Raw genomic sequence first — 17,625 nt, forward strand, 5'->3', positions numbered from 1 at the left:
CGTCAAAAAATTTAGGCGCGCCCTCGTGGTTTTTTCTAAAGATCGCATTGGTTTTTAGGCTTATGAGCGGCTTTTCGAAAGCTGCGAGCGCGATTTTACTCTTTTTGTCGCTCGCAAAAATCCCATCCAGCGCGCCCACTCCCGCGGCTATCAAAAAATCGGCGCTAAAATCCACGTCCGCTTTGAGCGTGAAAGTTGCGCCGCCGCGCTTAATCTGCACCTGCTGAGCATGAAATAAGTTTATGCGGCAAAACTCCAGTAAGCGAGCAAAATTCTCCCTGTTTACCGCTTCAAATTTGCCGTCATGAAGTACGCTGGCGCCGCTTATTATTTCGAATTCGTTTTGAGAGGGCTCGGCGTGAGCGAGGTATTCCTTCATCACTCGCGGGGTAAAATTATTAAATTTAGCCGCGCTATGGACATTTGAAATTTCATCCTCTAACAATTTACTTATATCGCCCGAGGAGGTATCTTCAAACGTGCCGTTAAATTTCAGCGTTTTCGCTTCGGCGCCGCCCTCGTCCACCACGCGCACGGAGGATTTTGCCAAAAATATGGAGTTTGGAATCAGAGGCATCGCCTCGTCGCTAAATTTTAAAATTTCATCCTCGCCGCCGCGCACGAAAAGGCTTATTAAGCTCGCCTCTTTTTTTAGGCAAAACTCAAGTGTGCTTTTGCGAGCATAAAACAGCAAGAAGTGCGCTATCAGCGCGTTTTCATTAAGGTAGTTAAACTCATATGCTACTATCATCTCGCCCCCTTTTTGCAAATCGATCCGCGATGTCTTGGGCGCTAAGATCGGCGATTTTTTCATGCGCGAAACCAAGATCCGATAGGTACTTAAGCGCCGTTTTTTCCATGATTTTTGAGGACTCTAATATCACGGAGCTTAGCTTAAAGCTCGCCTCCTTGATGCGCCGCGGCACGACCGCCAGAATTTTAACGTGAGGCAGATCGCCGCAAAGATCCATCATCTGCAGGGTTTGAAGCATTTCGACCTCGTGTGCCGAACCGCTCCAGCTGATCTGTTTAGGCATCGCGTCGTAGTCGAAAAAATACACCTCGCCGCCCTTTGCGCCGTCCGCGTCTATGCAATCTACGAGCAAAATTTCATCAAATTCCGCCATCGTAGGCATCAAAAAGCTAGCCAAAGTCCCGCCGTCGATAAATCGGATCTGATCCGCGCTACTGCTCGGCGCGGCTGAATTTACGGCGATGAAGTCCGAATCGATAGAGCTTTGCGCTGCGGAATTTATTGCTAAATTTTGCAAAGTAAAATTTGAAGCGGAATCCTGCTTTGCGGAATGTTCTGAAGTAGAATTTCGGTCTAAATTTACTGCTGCGAAATTTTGCTCGGAGATAAAATTTTCATCCGCAAAATTTTGCAAGGGGTCGCGCTCTATGGAATTTTGCGAGGTAGAATTTTGTATCGCAGATACTTGGACAGAATTTTGCATAAAATTCTGCGCCGCAAAATTCTCGCCCGCTATAGAATTTCGTGCGGCGGCTTTAGGATAAAATTTATAGTTCTGCGCGAGCGCGCGGACGAAGTGCACGCCTATGCCCTCGTCCGCGTAGATGACGTTGCCGATACCCAGTACCAGCACCCTCAAGCGTGCTCTTCCTTTTTAAATTTATAGCCGCTTACGATCGCATCCATCGCGCCGTCCCTGCCCTTGACGGCGTTAAAGACCGCCATATAGACGTGGATCGGCACGAAGATTATGATGATATTCATGCAAAGATGATGTATCATTCGCACTTCGCTTAGACCGCCCATCGCAGCTTCCAGCGGGCGCAAGAGCCCGTATAGCACGCCGCCGAGCCCCTCGTGATAGACATGCACATATAATATCATACCCGTTAGGCAGATTACGAACAGCACTAGATAAAAGCCCAGATAGGAGATGAACTGTAGCGGGTTATAAACGCCGCGAAGATGCGGGTGCTCGCCCAAAAAGATATAGTATTTGATCTGAGCGATCCAGACGCGCGGGCTAAAAAAATCCTTGATGCTCAAAAGCTCTTTTCTACTCTTTTTATCGAAGAAGAAAAGATAAGTTTTAAAGATCGCCGCACCGATCATCGCAAAGCCGAAGATCAGATGCACGAATCTAAATTTAGCCTGCATGAAAAGCACCGGCTCGGGACTTACCTCGGGCGCGGTGAAAACAAAGGCGATGTAATATCCAGTGATCACCAAAATCGTAATGCAAAGCGCACGCAGCCAGTGCGTGAGCCTAAGACCGATTGAGAATTCGTATTCCGCAAATCTTTTTTTCATCGTTTATCCTTTGCTGGGATCTACCCTATAGCAGCCAAGCTCCGCCCCTTTAGCGTCCATTACGTGCACGGCGCAAGCGATGCAAGGATCGAATGAGTGGATGCGGCGGATAATCTCTAGCGGCTTGGAAAGATCGGCAAGTTTAAGCCCGATCAAGCAGGATTCGTAAGCGCCCATAGCGCCGTCTTTATCCTTCGGAGTGGCGTTCCAAGTAGAAGGTACGACCGCCTGCCAGTTTTTGATGACGCCCTTTTCGATCCTGCACCAGTGGCTAAGTGCGCCGCGCGGCACGTGACCGATATAGCGACCTTTGTACTCTTTGGAATTATCGATTACATATTTTGCGCAGGTCTCGGTATCGCCGCTTTTGATGTTTGCGATCAAATTTTCTAGCGCGATCAGTCCGTTGTCGGCAACGACTTTAGCCTCGATCATACGGCACGCCGTTCGTCCAAGCGTCGAAAATACCGCCTCAAGCGGCAAGCCGGCGTCTTTTAGGAATTGATCCACGACCTTTACGACGCGCTCGTTTTTCTTGGCGTAATTGACCACGATATTTGCAAGAGGTCCTACCTGAAGCGGCTTGCCGTCGTAGCGCGGAGCCTTGATCCAGGTGTATTTGCCTTGGGTATCGAGCACCTTCGTATGCGCTTCTTTGCCGTGTGCGTCGATACTCTGTCCGTCCTTAAGGCCCGTATAATTCGGCTCCTGCTCGCCGTCGTAAGGATGAAGCGCCGCATCGTTTTTGTACCACGCATGCGTTGCCTCCTCGGTGATCTTGTTCTCATCAAGCTCCAAAACCTTGCTAATATCGCCGTCAAGGATCATGCCGCTTTGAAATAGCCATTCGTTCTTTGAAAGCTGAAATTCTTGATGAGTCCATAAATTTGCCACGCCGATATCGTTTAGCACGCTAGGCTCGTTGCCGTAAGCCTTCGCAGCCATTACGAGATCAGGATAGTAGGCGCGATTTACGAAGTCCGCGACCTCTTTAAATTTAGACATATATTCGCCCAGTCTCGCAGGACTTAGGATATCCATTACGCAGGTTACGCCGCCTACGGTGAGGCTTTGCGGATGGGGCTGCTTCGCACCGAATATCGCCATCATCTGAGCCGCCGTGCGCTGAATGCGCAAACACTCAAGATAGTGCGAAAGAGCGATTAAATTTTGCTCCGGGCTAAGCTTATATGTTGGGTGGCCGAAGTAGGCGTTTGCAAACGGCCCGAGCGCGCCTTTTTTCACGAAGGCGCCCACGCGATCTTGTACCTCTTTTAGCTTATCCGCACCGCACGCATAAGGGGTATCGCAGTATTTAAACGCCTCCTCACTCGCCTTTTTAGGATCGGCGCTAAGAGCGCTTACTACATCTACGAAATCAAGTCCGTGGAGTTGATAAAAATGCACCGGATGATCGTGTAAAAACAGCGCATTAGCCATCAGCGTGCGCGTTAGCAAGGCATTTAGCGGCGGAGTGATGCCGAGGGCGTTTTCTACCGCGACGATGCCCGCTTTGTAGTGCGAGAAGGTGCAGACGCCGCAAATTCTTTGCATAAAAAATCCCGCGTCGCGCGGATCTCTGTTTTTTACTATAGTCTCGAGCCCGCGCCATAGCGTCGAGCTACTATAAGCCTCGCGGACGACGTTTTCATCATCCACTACGACCTCTATTCTTAAATGCCCCTCTATTCTGGTTATCGGATCTATTACGATTCTTTGCGACATGATTATTCCCCTTTATCTTTCTTAAATGACGCAATCGCTGCGTGTGCCGCTACCGCAACACCCGTGATCGCTAAAATCCCGACACCTATCTTATCTGCGGTAGCATCAGCGCCGAGCCCGCCGAAAACGCTTTCGTAAAGGCGATCCGCCAAAGGCTCCTCAAAAGGTCCCATATGATCCCAAAAATCAGGCTCCGAACAACCTATACAGCCGTGACCGGCCTGTACCGGCCAGCTAGTGTGGGAGTTGAAACGCTCGCGCGAGCAGTTATTAAACGTATAAGGGCCCTTGCAGCCTACTTTATAAAGGCAATATCCGTCCTTTGCGCCCGCATCGCCGAAGCTTTCTACAAACTCGCCCGCGTCGAAATGTCCGCGGCGCTCGCACAGATCGTGGATGCGCAGCCCGTAAGCCCATTTCGGTCGGTTATAAACGTCAAGGCTTGGAAGCGTGCCGAAAAGGATGAAATTTAGCACGTTACCTACGATATTTTTTTCGTTAGGTGGACAACCCGGGATGTTGACGACGGGTTTGCTTATGATTTTGTCCAAACCTACTGCGCCGGTCGGATTCGGAGCCGCGGCTTGGATACCGCCGAAGCTCGAACAGGTGCCGATAGCAAATATCGCCGCAGCGCCTTCGGCAGCCTGCTTGCAGTGCTGAGCTCCGCTCTTGCCCTCAGGGCCCACGGTTAGGAAAAATTCATTCTCGCCGCTTGGGATTCCGCCCTCGACCATTAAGATATAGCGCCCCTTGTATTTTTCGATCGCGCCCTCTAAATTTTCCTCGGCTTGCCAGCCTGCGGCAGCCATTATCGTCTCGTGGTATTCTAGGCTGATGTAATCGAATATGAGGCTGTCGATCGTAGGCGTATCGGTGCGTAGCAAGCTCTCGCTACAGCCCGTGCACTCTGCCATATGAAGCCAGATCACCGGCAAGCGATCAGCAAGCTCCGCAGCTCGAGCCACGCTCGGCGCAAATGCGGCCGGAAGTCCTAGCATCGCGGTCATCGCTCCGCTCCATTTCATAAAATCGCGGCGCGAAAAACCCTTGCTTTTAAGCCTTTCTTGTATGCTTTCCTCCGCTTTTATTCGCGGCAAACGCTCAACGGCATCAAGTCTAGTCGAAATTTGAGCCAAATCAACCATAATGTCCTCCTGAAATTTAGGATATTTTTAAATGGCATTCTATCAAAATTTAGAATTTATGCACCTTAAATTTCGTTAGATTTAATTAAAATTTTATATTTATTCATCGTCTAGCAGGTTTTAAATTTAAAAATAAAAGGCAGATAAAATTTAGCGTGGCGTATGAAGTATTAAATTACGGCGGAGAAAGCATTAAATTTTATGAAGCATTAAAATTTACGAAGCAGTGAAATTTTATCAAGAATTTTATAGTATCGAAAAGTATTTTAGGATAAAGCAGGCGTAGGTTGGATGATTTCGTTAAATACTCGCGAGACGCGCTACTCGTGCGCCGCAGCGAAGTATTTTTGCAAAATCATCCGTTAAATCTTTAGAAATTTCTCAAAGATCAGCTTACCAATCTCGTTGCATCTTGGATATTGATGTTTAGCCCAAGCTGCTCGTTGCTTAGCCCAAGAGCAAGGCCTACCAGCTGAGATAAGTGGATGATCGGCTTTCTTGCTTTGGAGTTCATCGCTTCTTGGTATCGCTCCTGATAGATATCTAGCTGCATCTGGCATAGCGGACAAGGGGTAACTACGACGTCGGCACCGTGCTCGGCAGCGTCATTTACGATCTCGCTTGACATCTTTTGAACCGATTTTACCGCAGGATAGCTAGCGTGAAAGCCGCAGCAATCAAGGCGTTTTTCAAAAGGCACGATCTGAGCGCCAAGTGCGCTAACTACCGCTTCAAAGCTTTTCGGATTGGTCGAACTTTCCTTTTTAAGCTCGCGCTCCGGTCTTAATGAATGGCAGCCGTAAAATAGAGCTACTTTTAAGTTTGTTAGCGGTCTCGTGACCTTGGCTTTTAGAGTGTCTAAGCTTTGATATAGCACCCAAAGCAAGCTCGTTATCTCGGTACTTCCCTGATACTGCATACCGCCCTCTTTTAAAAAGGTATTGATATAGCTTTTGGCTCCCTTATCCAACGCAAGCTTTGCCTTGCTTAGAGTTAGCATACAGGTGGAGCAGGTAGTTAGCAGAGGCATATTCATACCCTCGGCTAGCGCGATGTTTCTGGCATTGGCTACTAAGCTTGCCATAGGATCGACGCATTGAGCTTGACTAGCTCCGCAGCAGCTCCAGCCTTTTATCTCATGAAGTTTAATACCCAGCACTGGAGCGATCGCTTCAAGTGAAATTTTAGATTCCTTTGCGGCTTGACTTAAAACGCAACCCGGGAAAAATGCAAATTCGTTATTCATCCTCTCCTCCTTATTCTATCTCGCCACTAGCTTGAGCTTTGCGTGCGGCCTCTATCATCTTAACGAGTCCTGCATGTCCTTCAATCTCCTCGCCTCCGAATACGTGCAAAGGATTCATCTTGCCCGCAGCCATTAAATTTGCCGCTACGTCCATCTTGCCCATATTTGCAAATACCCCTTCGCTTCTTAGAGCAAGCTTGATCTCATTTAATCTTCCGCTTCCCTCTACGATGTCTAGCAGGAATGCTTCCGCATGTCCCGGACCACTTCCTGCGGTAAGTCCTTTTTTCATAGCTAGGGCGCGAAGTGCGGTGATATCGCTTTGAGCGCTTATGCCTTTAGGGCAGCGATCGGCGCACTCTTGGCAGTGTACGCATAGCCATAATCCGTTTAGAACCGCAGGCTTTAGATGAGGCATAGCGTCCCTGCTTCTTGAATCAAATGCGGCGCGGTTAGCATGCGTGAAAACAAAGGGCTGCATATAATCGCTCGCATCGGCTCCAAGCTTATTGCATTCGCTAGCGCAGCAGCCGCAAAGTATGCAATCCCACTGCTTTTTGACGCGCTCCATCTGCTCCGGGCTTTGCTTACAGCCCTTCTCTGCGCTAAATTCTTTCTTAGGAGTAATAGTAGGCTTAATCTTTCTTAAATTTTCGATACTAGGTTCCCAATCCACTACTAGATCCGAGATCACTCGAAAATTATTTAGCGGAGAGATCGTAAAGCTATCGGGGTTTTCATACTCCGCAAGCAGAGCCTCCATCTTGGTGTCGCAGGCAAGATATGAGTGTCCGTTTACTCTTACGGCACAGGCTCCGCATATCGCCATACGACACGCTGCAGTAAAATTTAAAGTGATGTCTAAATTTTGCTTAATAAATTGCAAAACTCCAAGCAGGGTCTTTCCTTTGATCTGCTCCAAACTAAGCTCATAGGCTTGCTTATAATTTTTGCTTCCGTCGAAGCGGTCTATGATAAATTTCATTGAGGTTTCCTTCCGTCAAGAGAGAATTCCGTAACGACGACCTCTTTGTAGCCCAAGCTTAGCTCGCCTGCGTCGTTCATCGTCACGATACTGTGCTTTAAGAAATTTTTATCGTCGCGCTTCGGATAGTCCTCTCTGGTATGCGCGCCGCGGCTTTCCAGCCTCTTTTGCGCAGCCAAACACGCACAGCGCGCAAGCAGGATCAAATTTCCAAGCTCGACGTAGTCGGTAAATGCGGTATTCATAACCGGATTTGCATCCGCAACATGCAGCTCGTCGTAGCGCGCTTTAATGCCCTCTAAATTTTGCGAAAGCAGATCTAGCTTCTCGCCTGTTCTAAAGATACCCATATTGTCCCAAAGCTGCGCGCCTAGCTCTTCGCGTAACTCATACATCTCGTTTGCCTTGCCCGAGCCGTTTGCGATCTGCTTAAATTTAGCCTGCCATTTTTGCGCGAGTTCGCTCGCTCTTTTGCCGTCACCGAAACTCTCCTGCTTCGCGGCATAATCCGCTGCGCTGAGCCCTGCGAGTTTGCCCGTTACGACTGCATCGGTTAAAGAATTTCCACCCAAGCGGTTTGCTCCGTGGATCGAAATACAAGACGCTTCGCCCGCGGTGTAAAGCCCCGAAATTTTAGTACTCATATCGTCAAATTTAGACACTTCGATGCCGCCCATCGAGTAGTGTGCGGTCGGACGAATCGGAATCGGCTGTTCGATTAGATCGATACCCTCAAACAAAATGGCGGTGTGTCTGATCTTAGGAAGGGCTTTTAAAATTTTATCTTTTCCGAGATGTCTTACGTCAAGCAGCACGTATGCACCTAGCCCCTCGCCGTAGCCCCTACCCTCGCGGATCTCGGTTTCGATCGCGCGAGCTACGACATCGCGCGGCGCAAGCTCCATCTTTTCGTGGTAATTTTTCATAAAGCGCTCGCCTTTGTTATTGAGCAGATATCCGCCCTCGCCGCGCGCAGCTTCGGTAATGAGCGCGCCGCCGCTTTTGATACCGGTCGGATGAAACTGCACCATCTCCGGATCGCTAAATCCAAGACCCGCGCGCAGTGCCGCCGCGATACCGTCGCCGGTAGCGATATAAGGCACCGAGGTGCGGTTGTAAAACATCCTCGTATATCCGCCCGTTGCGATTACCAAGGCTTTGCAAAGCACCGGATAAAAATCGCCGGTTTGGATATTTCGAAGCACGACGCCCTCGCATCTGCCGTCAGGTGCGCTGATCTCAAGCAACTCGTGATCGATTAGAAATTTCACGCCGTTGCTGACCGCATCGTCAAAACAGGCGTGCATCAAGATATGGCCCGTCTTATCGGCGGAGTAGTTGCATCGTTTTTTAGACGCGCCGCCCATAAAGCGCTGTGCTACGCCGCCCGGGACGCCGCTTTCTTTACCGTCCACGCCGCCGCTAGCGTTTCTGGAAAATAGCGTGCCGATGTAATCCATCTCGGCAATCGTAGGGCCCGCAAGCTCGCAAAATTTAATCGCGGCGTCCTGATCTACGAGATATGCGCCGCCCTTTACGGTGTCGTAGGCGTGGAGTTTATACGAATCGCCGTTTGCGAAGCTCGTAACGCCGTTGATACCGCCTTCCGCCATACAGGTGGCGTTACGCGAAGGCATCATCTTCGTAGCTACTACGACACTGAGATTTGGATTACTCTTTCTTACCGCCACGGCTGCACGCAAACCCGCGCCTCCCGAGCCGATAACGAGTACGTCCACACTAGGAAGGCCGCCTTCGTTGCCACCGCCTCCGCTTTTACTTTTGTCGGTATCTACGCAGCCACTAAGGCTAAGCGCGCCGACGCTAATACAGGCCGATTTTAAGAAATCGCGTCTGTTGAAATTTGATTCACTCATTTTCCTCTCCATTTGGGAAATTCTTAGTTTAAGTTTAAAGTTCTAAACTAAAAGCGTAATTTTAGTTTCATTTTTAACATAAGTCAAATATTATTTAGTGTATCATTTCATAAGAATTGAGTTATCAATTGGAGAGGCTAAATGAATTTGCATCGCATGGAGCTAGTATTAAAAGTAGCAGAATTCCGCAGCTTTACTAAGGCTGCCGAGGCACTTAAAATCCCGCAGCCGTCGCTATCACAGAGCATTTTATCACTGGAACGTGAGCTTGGAACGCAGCTTTTTAACCGCACGAGTAATCCCATTTCGCTTACGCACGCGGGAAAAATTTATGCTAGTAAAGCAAAAGTCATTTTTGACGCCATAAACGACCTAAAAAGCGATATCTCTGAAATAAGCGGCGTAAAAAATGATAAAATTCGCATCGGTTTTTCGCAAAACGGCTATAATCTACTGCCGTCGCTACTGCCGATGTTTTACAAGAAATTTAAGGATTCGGATCTACAAATCACGCAATTTTCTTCTGCGCTTAGCATTCGTGAAACGCTACTTCAGGGCGATCTTGATGTCGGTATGCTGATACTTCCTATCGATATGAGCGGGCTTGACGGGGTTAAAATTCTAACGCAAAAAACCTATGTCGCTCTAAGCTCCACCCATCCGCTCTCGCTTGAGTTTAAAAACGAATCTGTTCCTAAAATTGACATTTCGCGCTTAAAAGAGGAAAGATTCATCCTGCCTAATCAAAGCCTAAGAAGCGCCGAGCAGATGGATGCGTTTTTTGCCGCCGCAGGCTTTGTACCGAAAGTGCTGTGTCGTACGGAGACCTTTGATATCGCCAATGCTATCGTCGCAAGCGGCGCAGGAGCGTGCTTTAGCATACCGCAGATGATAAAAGAAGATAAGGCAAGTAGGATAAAGCTCTTTGATGTAGGCGCGCGCGAGCTCGATAATACGCTGATAATCGCCTACAAAAAAGGCAAACGTCTAAACCATCTAGCGCAGGCATTTATCAAAACTGCACGTAAAATTTCTAATGAAATTTAAAATTCATATCTCGCAACGATAAATGAGAGATTGAGATTTTGTAGCACTTTGCCTCTGCATTAGCTTTTGCATAAAAATTTTTAGAGCAGATTTTGCTCAAGTTTAGATAAAATTTCAAACTAAGCTTAAATTAGAATTTTGCCAATAGAATTTTTTATTGCTAAAATTTCACTCACAATTTACGACGAAATTTAGTGCGAAATTCTAATTTTTCACTCCGCTTAAAATATCCAAATCCTTGTTATACACCTTAGTATCTACTTCAAAAATTCCAAGCAACGTGTGAAAAAGATTATCGTGCGAAAAAGCATCATCCTTATGCGATTTAAGCGCGCTTAGATCATATCTTTCGCGCATTTTTCCCTCGCCTAGCCAAACAATAGCACCGATATGCTTTTGCGCCTCGGGAGCGAAAAGATAGGGCATTCCGTGCAAGTACACCCCGTTCTCGCCGAGGCTCTCGCCGTGATCGCTCATATATATCATCGCGGTTTCACGCGTTTTAGAGTATGGTTTTAAAAAATCTATAACCTTGCTTAAAAAATAATCCGTGTATAAAATCGCGTTATCGTAGGCATTTGAAATTTCTTGCTGCGAGCAGTTCTCAAGCTCGTTATCGCGGCAAACGGGGCTAAATTTTTCAAATTCTTTCTTATAGCGCTTAAAATACGCAGGCCCGTGATTGCCCATCTGATGCAGCACAATTAACACGTCTTTGCCCGCGTTTTCAGCGACAAATTTATCAAGCCCCGCAAGCATCCCCTCATCCCTACACTCCACGTCGCAGATCGGATTATTTTGCGGAATTTTAAAATCCTGATATTTTACGCGCAGCGCCACACCTTTGGAATCGGAATTATTATCGCGCCACAAAATTGCCATATCATCAGCGCGGTTTAGTATGTCTAATACGTTTTGCTCCTCCGCAGCCTTTTCGACGCTAAATTCATCGCGATTTAGCAGCGAAAACATGCACGGCACGCTTTGCGCCGTCGAAGTGCCGCAAGAATGGGTATTGCTTAGGCTTACGACACCCTGCTCTTTGGCTAGTAGCGGATTAGTATCTCGCTCGTAGCCGTTTAGCGAAAATCTATCCGCTCTTGCCGCTTCGCCCACGACTACGACGACGAGCTTTTTTGAGCTTGTAGAATTTTCATCGATATGCGCGTCCGTAGCGATTTGCATCAGAGGCTGTGAGCCCTGCTTTTTAGATTTTGCGGCAAATTTAACGCCGCTGTAGATCCAATATCCGGGATTTGCGTAGCTGCGTAAAATTTTATGCTCTCTCAAAAACGACGCATAGTATTTGCTAAATCCAAAAAGCAGCGCCGCGATGATTATTATGCAAATGCCCGCTACTTTGAGCTTAGCTAAAATTTCAAATTTAAGCGGACGGTAGCTAACACGCGAGCGAGCAATCAGCACGCAGGGTAAGACGCCCAGTACCAGCACGTAAATCGCCAGTCGCAGACTGAAAAGATCCGCTGATTCGGCAAAGTTCGTTTGGGCTGCGTTACGGATCATCTCCGAATCGATTACGACGTTATAGCTATCCATAAAATACGCTGTAAACGACGAGATAAAAAAGCAGATCATCAAAATCGGCTTGGTTGTATAACGCGAGCTAAAAATCGTAAAAAATAGCGTCAAAAAAGCGATCAAAGCCGCCATGTCGCAGACAAGATAGATAAAATTTAGCCCCGAAATTCCGTATGCATTTATGATATTTTTGAAAAACGAGAAGTTAAAAAATGCCACAAAAGCAAGCGAGCTTAGAAAAATAAGCTTCTGCTGCGACGGATTTTTAAAAAAGCTAGGCACGAAGCGTTCCTTGAGATAAAATTTCAAGTTGAAATTTTACGGCGTTTTGGTAAATACTCGGAAATTCCGTGCTTCGTATCTCACAAATCGCAGCAAAATTTTTGTGAAATTTTAAAATTCCGCGCGTATTCATCTTAGCTTCATCTTGGAATTTTAAAATTGCGCCATCCAAAATAAAATTTGGAAATAAAATCAAAAGGATTAAAGATGAAAAATCTTAAAGCTTTAGGCGCGCTCGCCGCTACATTCGCCCTTGTAGGCGCATTAAACGCAGGAAACTTTAGCGAAAAAGATGCTAAAGTTTCATTCGATCAAGCGATAGGGATCGCACAGCAAAACTTTGGTGACGCGACTATAAAAAGCGTAGAAATCGACGATGAGCACGGAAGGCTCGTCTATGAGATCGAGTCGCATAAAGAAGGTGGCGAAAACGAGATCAAAATCGACGCTCAAAGCGGCGAAATTTTAAAGACTCAAACGCAAAAGAAGCTAAAGCCTAGTAAAATTGATTATTCGCAGGTCAAAATCAGTGCCGCAGACGCTCGCGCCAAAGCACTTAGCGCAAACGCCGGCTGGGATTTTCGCGAGGTTGATTTAAAAAGTAACGGCGGTAAGCCTGCATACGAAGTGAAACTGCGCCAAGGCATGAGCAAAAAAGAGGTGCTAATCGACGCTGCTACGGGCGAGCAGATCTCGCAGCGTCAAAAATAAGCAAAGGCGTGAGATGAAAAATCAAAGTTTAAAGGGTGGAACAGATAGCTCCGCTCAAACTAGCGAGGCTTTGGACGCTAGGGATTTTAGCATAAACAAAAACGCTGATGCTATAACTTATGGTACCCAAAATGCAGACGCAGCTAAAAATTTAGATGAAAATGCGCAGGATTTTTCGGCAAATTTAGCGAGCGAAACAAGCGAGCGGAATCTCGCGCCCTGCGAGCAAAATTATAAAGATTTTTCCAGCGTGGAATGTTGCGAAAATCAAAAAATTTCTGCGGATGCGAAAGATTATAAGGACGAGCGGAATTCTTTGCAGACGCAAGACTTATCAAGTGTACGAAATTTCACTAGCGAGCAAAATTTCGCCGATACACAAAATTTTTCTGATACAAGTAATTTCGCAAGCGCGCGAGATTCTGCCAGCACAGCAAGCTGCGCGGAGGTTTGTAATTCTTGCAAGCCAGTGCTTTGCAGCCGCTGCAAACGCGAAATCGTTAAGCAAAATTTTAAACTTGGCTGCGTAGGATTTGGGCTTTTTGCGCTAAATATCGCAGCAGGCGCGCTAAATTTTTTAGGGCGGTTAGGAAGCGTAGCGGATAAAAAGGCAAGCGAGATTAGAGCTAGACAAAAGGCATCTGCGAATTAGCGCAGCTCCCAACGCTACTGAAATTTAGTGGTGCATAAAGCGAGCAGGTTTACACATCCAAGGCGCCGCAAAATTTATACGTTTTTGGCTAAAATGGCGGATTAGAATTAGCAAAATTTTAAAGGAGCACTTTGAGAATTTTACTTGTCGAGGATGAAAAAGATCTAAATCAAATCATCGCAAAATGTCTGAAAAAGGACGGCTACAGCGTAGATTGCGCCTTTTGCGGCAAGGAAGCGCTAGAGTTTTTGGATGTCGCGAAATATGACGCTATCGTGCTTGATGCGATGATGCCCGTGATGGACGGCTTTGAGTTTTTGAAGGCGGCGCGGGCGCGCGGACTGGGAACGCCGGTTTTATTTTTAACTGCGCGGGACGCCAAAGAAGATATCGTCGCAGGGCTTGATCTGGGCGCAGACGATTATATGGTTAAGCCCTTTGATTTTCGTGAGCTTTTGGCGCGACTTCGCGCAATTATCAGGCGTAAAAACGCTACTGCGGATAACGAAATTATCATAGGGCAAGTGCGCCTAAATCTAAGCAAAAAATCGGTCGTCTGCGCGGGCGAGGTAGTGGAGCTAACGGGTAAGGAATATAGAATTTTAGAGCTTTTGATGCTAAATCGCGGTGCGATTTTAAGCCGCGAACAAATCGGCGAGAGCATTTGGGATTTTAGCGGCGAAGCAAGCTCAAATGTTATCGATGTTTTAATCAAAAATATCCGCAAAAAGCTAGGCGAGCATGGCGATATAATAGAAACGAAGCGAGGGCTTGGCTATGTCGTGGCAAAATAGCAAGATTTGGATTAAAATTTCGGCGATTGCGAAGCAGATTTTTGCCGCTACGGCGCTTTTCATATTAAAATTCGTGCGAAATTTTAAACAGAATTTTACGCATAATTTTGCGTGTTTAAAGAAAAGCTGCAAGAAAAATCCCACGCAAAATATCGAGTTAAACCGGGCGTCAAATTTTAAACGGAATTCCACGCAAAATCCGGCATCAAATTCCGCGCCGAATTTTGCTGCTACAAGCGCAACGCCTGATCTAGCGCAAAATTCTAATAGCGTTCTCGCGCAAAGTCAAGAACAAAATTTCGCGTCTAAAATCTCGATAAGAAATTTTACTCAAGCCTTAGTCCTTGCATTCTCAACTGCTAAAGAGAATTTTATCTCGCGCGCGCTACCTATCAGCCTACGCGTGACGCTTTATTACAGCGTATTTATTTTGGCGCTTGCAGGCGCTATTATCGGCATTTGCGGCTATATTTTAGACGAAGTATCAGGAAGCTCCGTCAGCCAAAAAAAGCTTGCCCACCTAGTGCAAAAAGCCGCGCGCGATGACAAGCTAAAAAGCTTTGATGACGGTGTATTTTTCTACGAACATGACGGACAAGGCGGCGTGATCGCAGGGTTTGTGCCTAAAGGCTTCGAGCCTGCGTTGCCGCTCTCGCCTCAAGGCGCGCGCGAGGTGGAGCTTGATGACGACGAGTTTTTCTATTACGACGCGCAGATCAAGGGGCGCAGCGTATGGATACGCGGCGTCATCGCAGTTAGCGAGTTTGAGCTTGCGATGAAGCGCGTGATGCTAATCGCTCTTATCCTATCGCCGCTATTTGTGGCGCTCATCATCTACGGCGGCTACGCGATCATAAAAAGAGCGTTTAAGCCCGTGCGCGTTATGTCGCGTACAGCTAGCGAGATCGGAGCTAGCGGCGATTTTACGCGGCGAATAGAACTACCGCGAGGCAAAGATGAGCTAAGCGCGCTCGCAGCTACGTTTAATGAAATGCTAGCATCACTGCAAAGTGCGTTTGAGCGCGAGCGGCAGCTAAGCGCCGACCTTTCGCATGAGCTGCGTACGCCCGCTGCTGTCATACTGGCTCAAAGCGACTACGCCCTAGCCTACGAGCAAGACGCGAGCGAGGCAAAGGAGAGTTTCGCGGTCATCAACAATCAAGCGCGTAAAATTTCGGCGCTAATAGAGCAAATTTTAGAGCTTGCCCGCTTGCAGCGTGGCGTGTGTTTGGCACCCGTAAGCTTAAGCAGAATCGCAAGCGAGTGCGCGCAAGACTTTCAACTTTTGTGCGCACAAAAAGGGCTAAGCTTTAGCTCGCAGATAGCCGAGGGCGTGCGCGTAAACGGCGATGAGCTGCTTTTGATCAGGCTGATTAACAATCTTTTAAGCAATGCTTTAAAATTTACGCGCAGCAGCGTCGTTTTAGAGCTTTGCGTCAGTGCAGACGCGTGCGAACTTAGCATAAGCGACGATGGAGAGGGCATCGAGCCTGCTTTGCAAACTAAAATTTGGGACAAGCTCTATCAAATCGAGCGCTCCAGAAATCGCGAGCAAAATAGCGGCGCAGGGCTCGGGCTAGCCATCGCCTCACAAATCGCAAAGATCCATAATGCGCAGGTTTCACTACGTAGCGAAGTAGGACGCGGAAGCAAATTTAGCGTAAATTTTAAGAAGGTTTAGGCGGTTTTGTGGGCTTGGTGGCATAAAGAAATGCTGGGCGGCGAAATTCTTAAAATTTTATCGCCTATCGTTGCTTAAAATTTAACGACTATAGCCGTAATAGGGGCGATGGTGTAATTTTAAAATTAGGCCGGCGTCGCTAATAATATCGGATGATTTTTGCGATAGTCGTGCGCTTTTTAAATTTAAATGGGCCAAATTTTAAAATTTAGTTTTACCGCGAAATTCTGCGGCGAATTAATAAGACAAGGCGCGGCATTTTGCCCTTGGGCGAAGTGATAAGGCAAGCGCTTTATAGCTTAAGTGGGCTGGCGCGGGTAATTTAAGAATTTTGAGGTATGCGGCAAAATAAGCCTTCGCTGAAATTTTACGGCGCAGTATTACAGAATAAACCTTTGCTAAAATTCTAAGACGCCACATTCGGCTCTAGAGAATTTAAATTTAGGAGTATCTAGCGACCGAGTAAAAATTTAAATACGGAGTAAAAAAGACGGACTTGAGATTTAAGGCCGCCTACATAAGCTAAATTTTGTCTTTTTGCCCGCCTCTCTCTTGCAGCTTACGGCGATATAATCAAAGCCGTTTGCCTTACCTCCTGCTACGCAAGGCAGCCCCGTCGTTTATCAGTAGGACAATGTCACTCTCGTCGTTCTAGTAGTCGTCGTAGTGGGTGCTATAGCCAAATTTTACGCGGATCTTGCACAGCGGTAGGTTAATTTCACGAGCTCGCAGGGGCTACTTTTTTGCGCCATATTCGTCGCAGAACATCGCGCTTTAGCCGTGCGAAGCGCTGTTAAAAAGTAAAATTTCCTCGCCCGTTGTTACGCATTTTATTGCGAACTTGCGAGGCATGAGCTCGTCCTCATAAGTCTGCGGCGATGGACTTTTCTAAATTTTTCGCCCTGCCTAGGATCGTAATCGCCTTGTGCTCGCATATATTTACGCACCTGTAGCAAAGCGTGCACTCATCGCCGAATTGCGCCTTTTTGTAAGCGAGCTTTATGTTACGCATCGGGCAGGGTTTGACGCAAGCCCCGCATCCGCTGCATCGCGATGGATCAAGGCTCGGCTTACGCTTGGCAAAGGGGCCTTTATCCCAAATTTTCATCCAAAGTCGCTGTCCTAAAAACCCTGCGATACGACAGAGCGCGCTTAGCCCTTCTTGTGGCGGACAGCCTGCGCTAAGTGCCTCCGCAACGCGTCTGACTTTAGTGTCCGCCTCTTTGATTATGCGCTCGTTTTTCGCTTGCGAGTAGCTGAAAATCGCCACGTCGAGGATGAACGCGGGCATTTTGATATGAGCGCCGCCCGTTATGTTTGCGCCGAATTGTTTTAAAACTCTAGCCGCGCACCCTGCTCCGTCGCCGCTGAAAATCTCCATCGTAGCGAGGATGAATACATTTTTGCCGCTAAAGCTCGCGCCGTTTCGGTAGAGGAAGTCGCGCATGATACGCGGCAGGTCGCTAAAATAGACGGGATACGCCAAAATAATGTCATTGTGGCATTTTAAAAGCTCGCCGCAAGCCTCGCTCTCGATCGAGACGCAGACGCCGCCAAGATGAGCGATGAGCTTATCTGCGCAATGCTTCGTGTTGCCCGTGGCGCTAAAATAGATCGCTATCATACCCGTCTCCCAGACTATGCGAATTTCGGT

Annotated in this window: 15 protein-coding genes and 1 pseudogene; 5 read left to right on the forward strand and 11 right to left on the reverse strand. The window is 47.5% G+C overall.

Annotation, left to right across the window (positions count from 1 at the left end):
* From Q0614_RS01885 to sdhA, 9 genes and pseudogenes are all read right to left on the reverse strand, one after another.
* A partial coding sequence (locus tag Q0614_RS01885; protein ID WP_298786144.1) for a hypothetical protein occupies positions 1-751 on the reverse strand: 751 nt, incomplete at its 3' end.
* A complete protein-coding gene (locus Q0614_RS01890; RefSeq protein ID WP_298786181.1) occupies positions 735-1,457 on the reverse strand; it encodes a hydrogenase maturation protease in 723 nt (240 codons plus the stop codon). The genes Q0614_RS01890 and Q0614_RS01885, both read right to left, overlap by 17 nt.
* A 60-nt stretch (positions 1,458-1,517) precedes the next feature.
* Positions 1,518-1,613 (reverse strand): annotated as a pseudogene (locus tag Q0614_RS01895) (hydrogenase expression/formation protein); the annotation flags it as partial.
* Positions 1,610-2,284, reverse strand: coding sequence for a Ni/Fe-hydrogenase, b-type cytochrome subunit (gene cybH / locus Q0614_RS01900; RefSeq protein WP_298786146.1), 675 nt, complete (start codon positions 2,282-2,284; stop codon positions 1,610-1,612). The gene cybH and the pseudogene Q0614_RS01895, both read right to left, overlap by 4 nt.
* Positions 2,285-2,287: 3 nt before the next feature.
* On the reverse strand, positions 2,288-4,009 hold the full coding sequence (locus Q0614_RS01905; protein WP_298786148.1) for a nickel-dependent hydrogenase large subunit: 1,722 nt from the start codon (positions 4,007-4,009) through the stop codon (positions 2,288-2,290).
* A gap of 2 nt (positions 4,010-4,011) precedes the next feature.
* Positions 4,012-5,157 carry a hydrogenase small subunit gene (locus Q0614_RS01910; RefSeq protein WP_298786150.1) on the reverse strand — a complete coding sequence of 382 codons (1,146 nt, stop codon included), beginning with the start codon at positions 5,155-5,157 and terminating at the stop codon, positions 4,012-4,014.
* 388 nt (positions 5,158-5,545) lie between these two features.
* Entirely contained in the window at positions 5,546-6,403 is an 858-nt protein-coding gene (sdhE, locus tag Q0614_RS01915) for an 8-methylmenaquinol:fumarate reductase membrane anchor subunit (RefSeq protein ID WP_298024293.1), read from the reverse strand.
* A 10-nt stretch (positions 6,404-6,413) separates the two neighbouring features.
* Entirely contained in the window at positions 6,414-7,388 is a 975-nt protein-coding gene (sdhB, locus tag Q0614_RS01920) for an 8-methylmenaquinol:fumarate reductase iron-sulfur subunit (protein WP_297988303.1), read from the reverse strand.
* Entirely contained in the window at positions 7,385-9,265 is a 1,881-nt protein-coding gene (gene sdhA / locus Q0614_RS01925) for an 8-methylmenaquinol:fumarate reductase flavoprotein subunit (protein ID WP_298786153.1), read from the reverse strand. Before sdhA ends, sdhB begins: the two co-directional genes overlap by 4 nt.
* A gap of 156 nt (positions 9,266-9,421) precedes the next feature.
* On the opposite strand from sdhA, the gene Q0614_RS01930 reads away from it, so the two are divergent.
* On the forward strand, positions 9,422-10,312 hold the full coding sequence (locus Q0614_RS01930) for a LysR family transcriptional regulator (RefSeq protein ID WP_298786155.1): 891 nt from the start codon (positions 9,422-9,424) through the stop codon (positions 10,310-10,312).
* A 204-nt stretch (positions 10,313-10,516) separates the two neighbouring features.
* Here Q0614_RS01930 and Q0614_RS01935 read toward each other — a convergent pair whose 3' ends face one another.
* Positions 10,517-12,133, reverse strand: a complete 1,617-nt coding sequence (locus tag Q0614_RS01935) for a phosphoethanolamine--lipid A transferase (RefSeq protein ID WP_298786158.1) — start codon at positions 12,131-12,133, stop codon at positions 10,517-10,519.
* A 207-nt stretch (positions 12,134-12,340) separates the two neighbouring features.
* Here Q0614_RS01935 and Q0614_RS01940 point away from each other — a divergent pair, with 207 nt between their 5' ends.
* From Q0614_RS01940 to Q0614_RS01955, 4 genes are all read left to right on the forward strand, one after another.
* Positions 12,341-12,844, forward strand: coding sequence for a PepSY domain-containing protein (locus Q0614_RS01940; RefSeq protein ID WP_298786160.1), 504 nt, complete (start codon positions 12,341-12,343; stop codon positions 12,842-12,844).
* Between the two features lie 13 nt (positions 12,845-12,857).
* Positions 12,858-13,496: a hypothetical protein gene (locus tag Q0614_RS01945; protein WP_298786163.1), complete on the forward strand. Its 639-nt coding sequence runs from the start codon at positions 12,858-12,860 to the stop codon at positions 13,494-13,496.
* 131 nt (positions 13,497-13,627) lie between these two features.
* The gene (locus tag Q0614_RS01950) at positions 13,628-14,290 is read left to right on the forward strand and encodes a response regulator transcription factor (protein ID WP_298786165.1); all 663 of its coding nucleotides are present in this window, start codon (positions 13,628-13,630) and stop codon (positions 14,288-14,290) included.
* Positions 14,274-15,971 carry a sensor histidine kinase gene (locus Q0614_RS01955; protein WP_298786167.1) on the forward strand — a complete coding sequence of 566 codons (1,698 nt, stop codon included), beginning with the start codon at positions 14,274-14,276 and terminating at the stop codon, positions 15,969-15,971. Before Q0614_RS01950 ends, Q0614_RS01955 begins: the two co-directional genes overlap by 17 nt.
* Positions 15,972-16,833: 862 nt before the next feature.
* On the opposite strand, the gene Q0614_RS01960 is transcribed toward Q0614_RS01955, so the two are convergent.
* Entirely contained in the window at positions 16,834-17,595 is a 762-nt protein-coding gene (locus Q0614_RS01960) for an EFR1 family ferrodoxin (protein WP_298786169.1), read from the reverse strand.
* Positions 17,596-17,625 lie beyond the last annotated feature (30 nt).

The organism is uncultured Campylobacter sp. (assembly GCF_937997595.1).
In the GTDB taxonomy this organism is placed as follows: Bacteria; Campylobacterota; Campylobacteria; order Campylobacterales; family Campylobacteraceae; genus Campylobacter_B.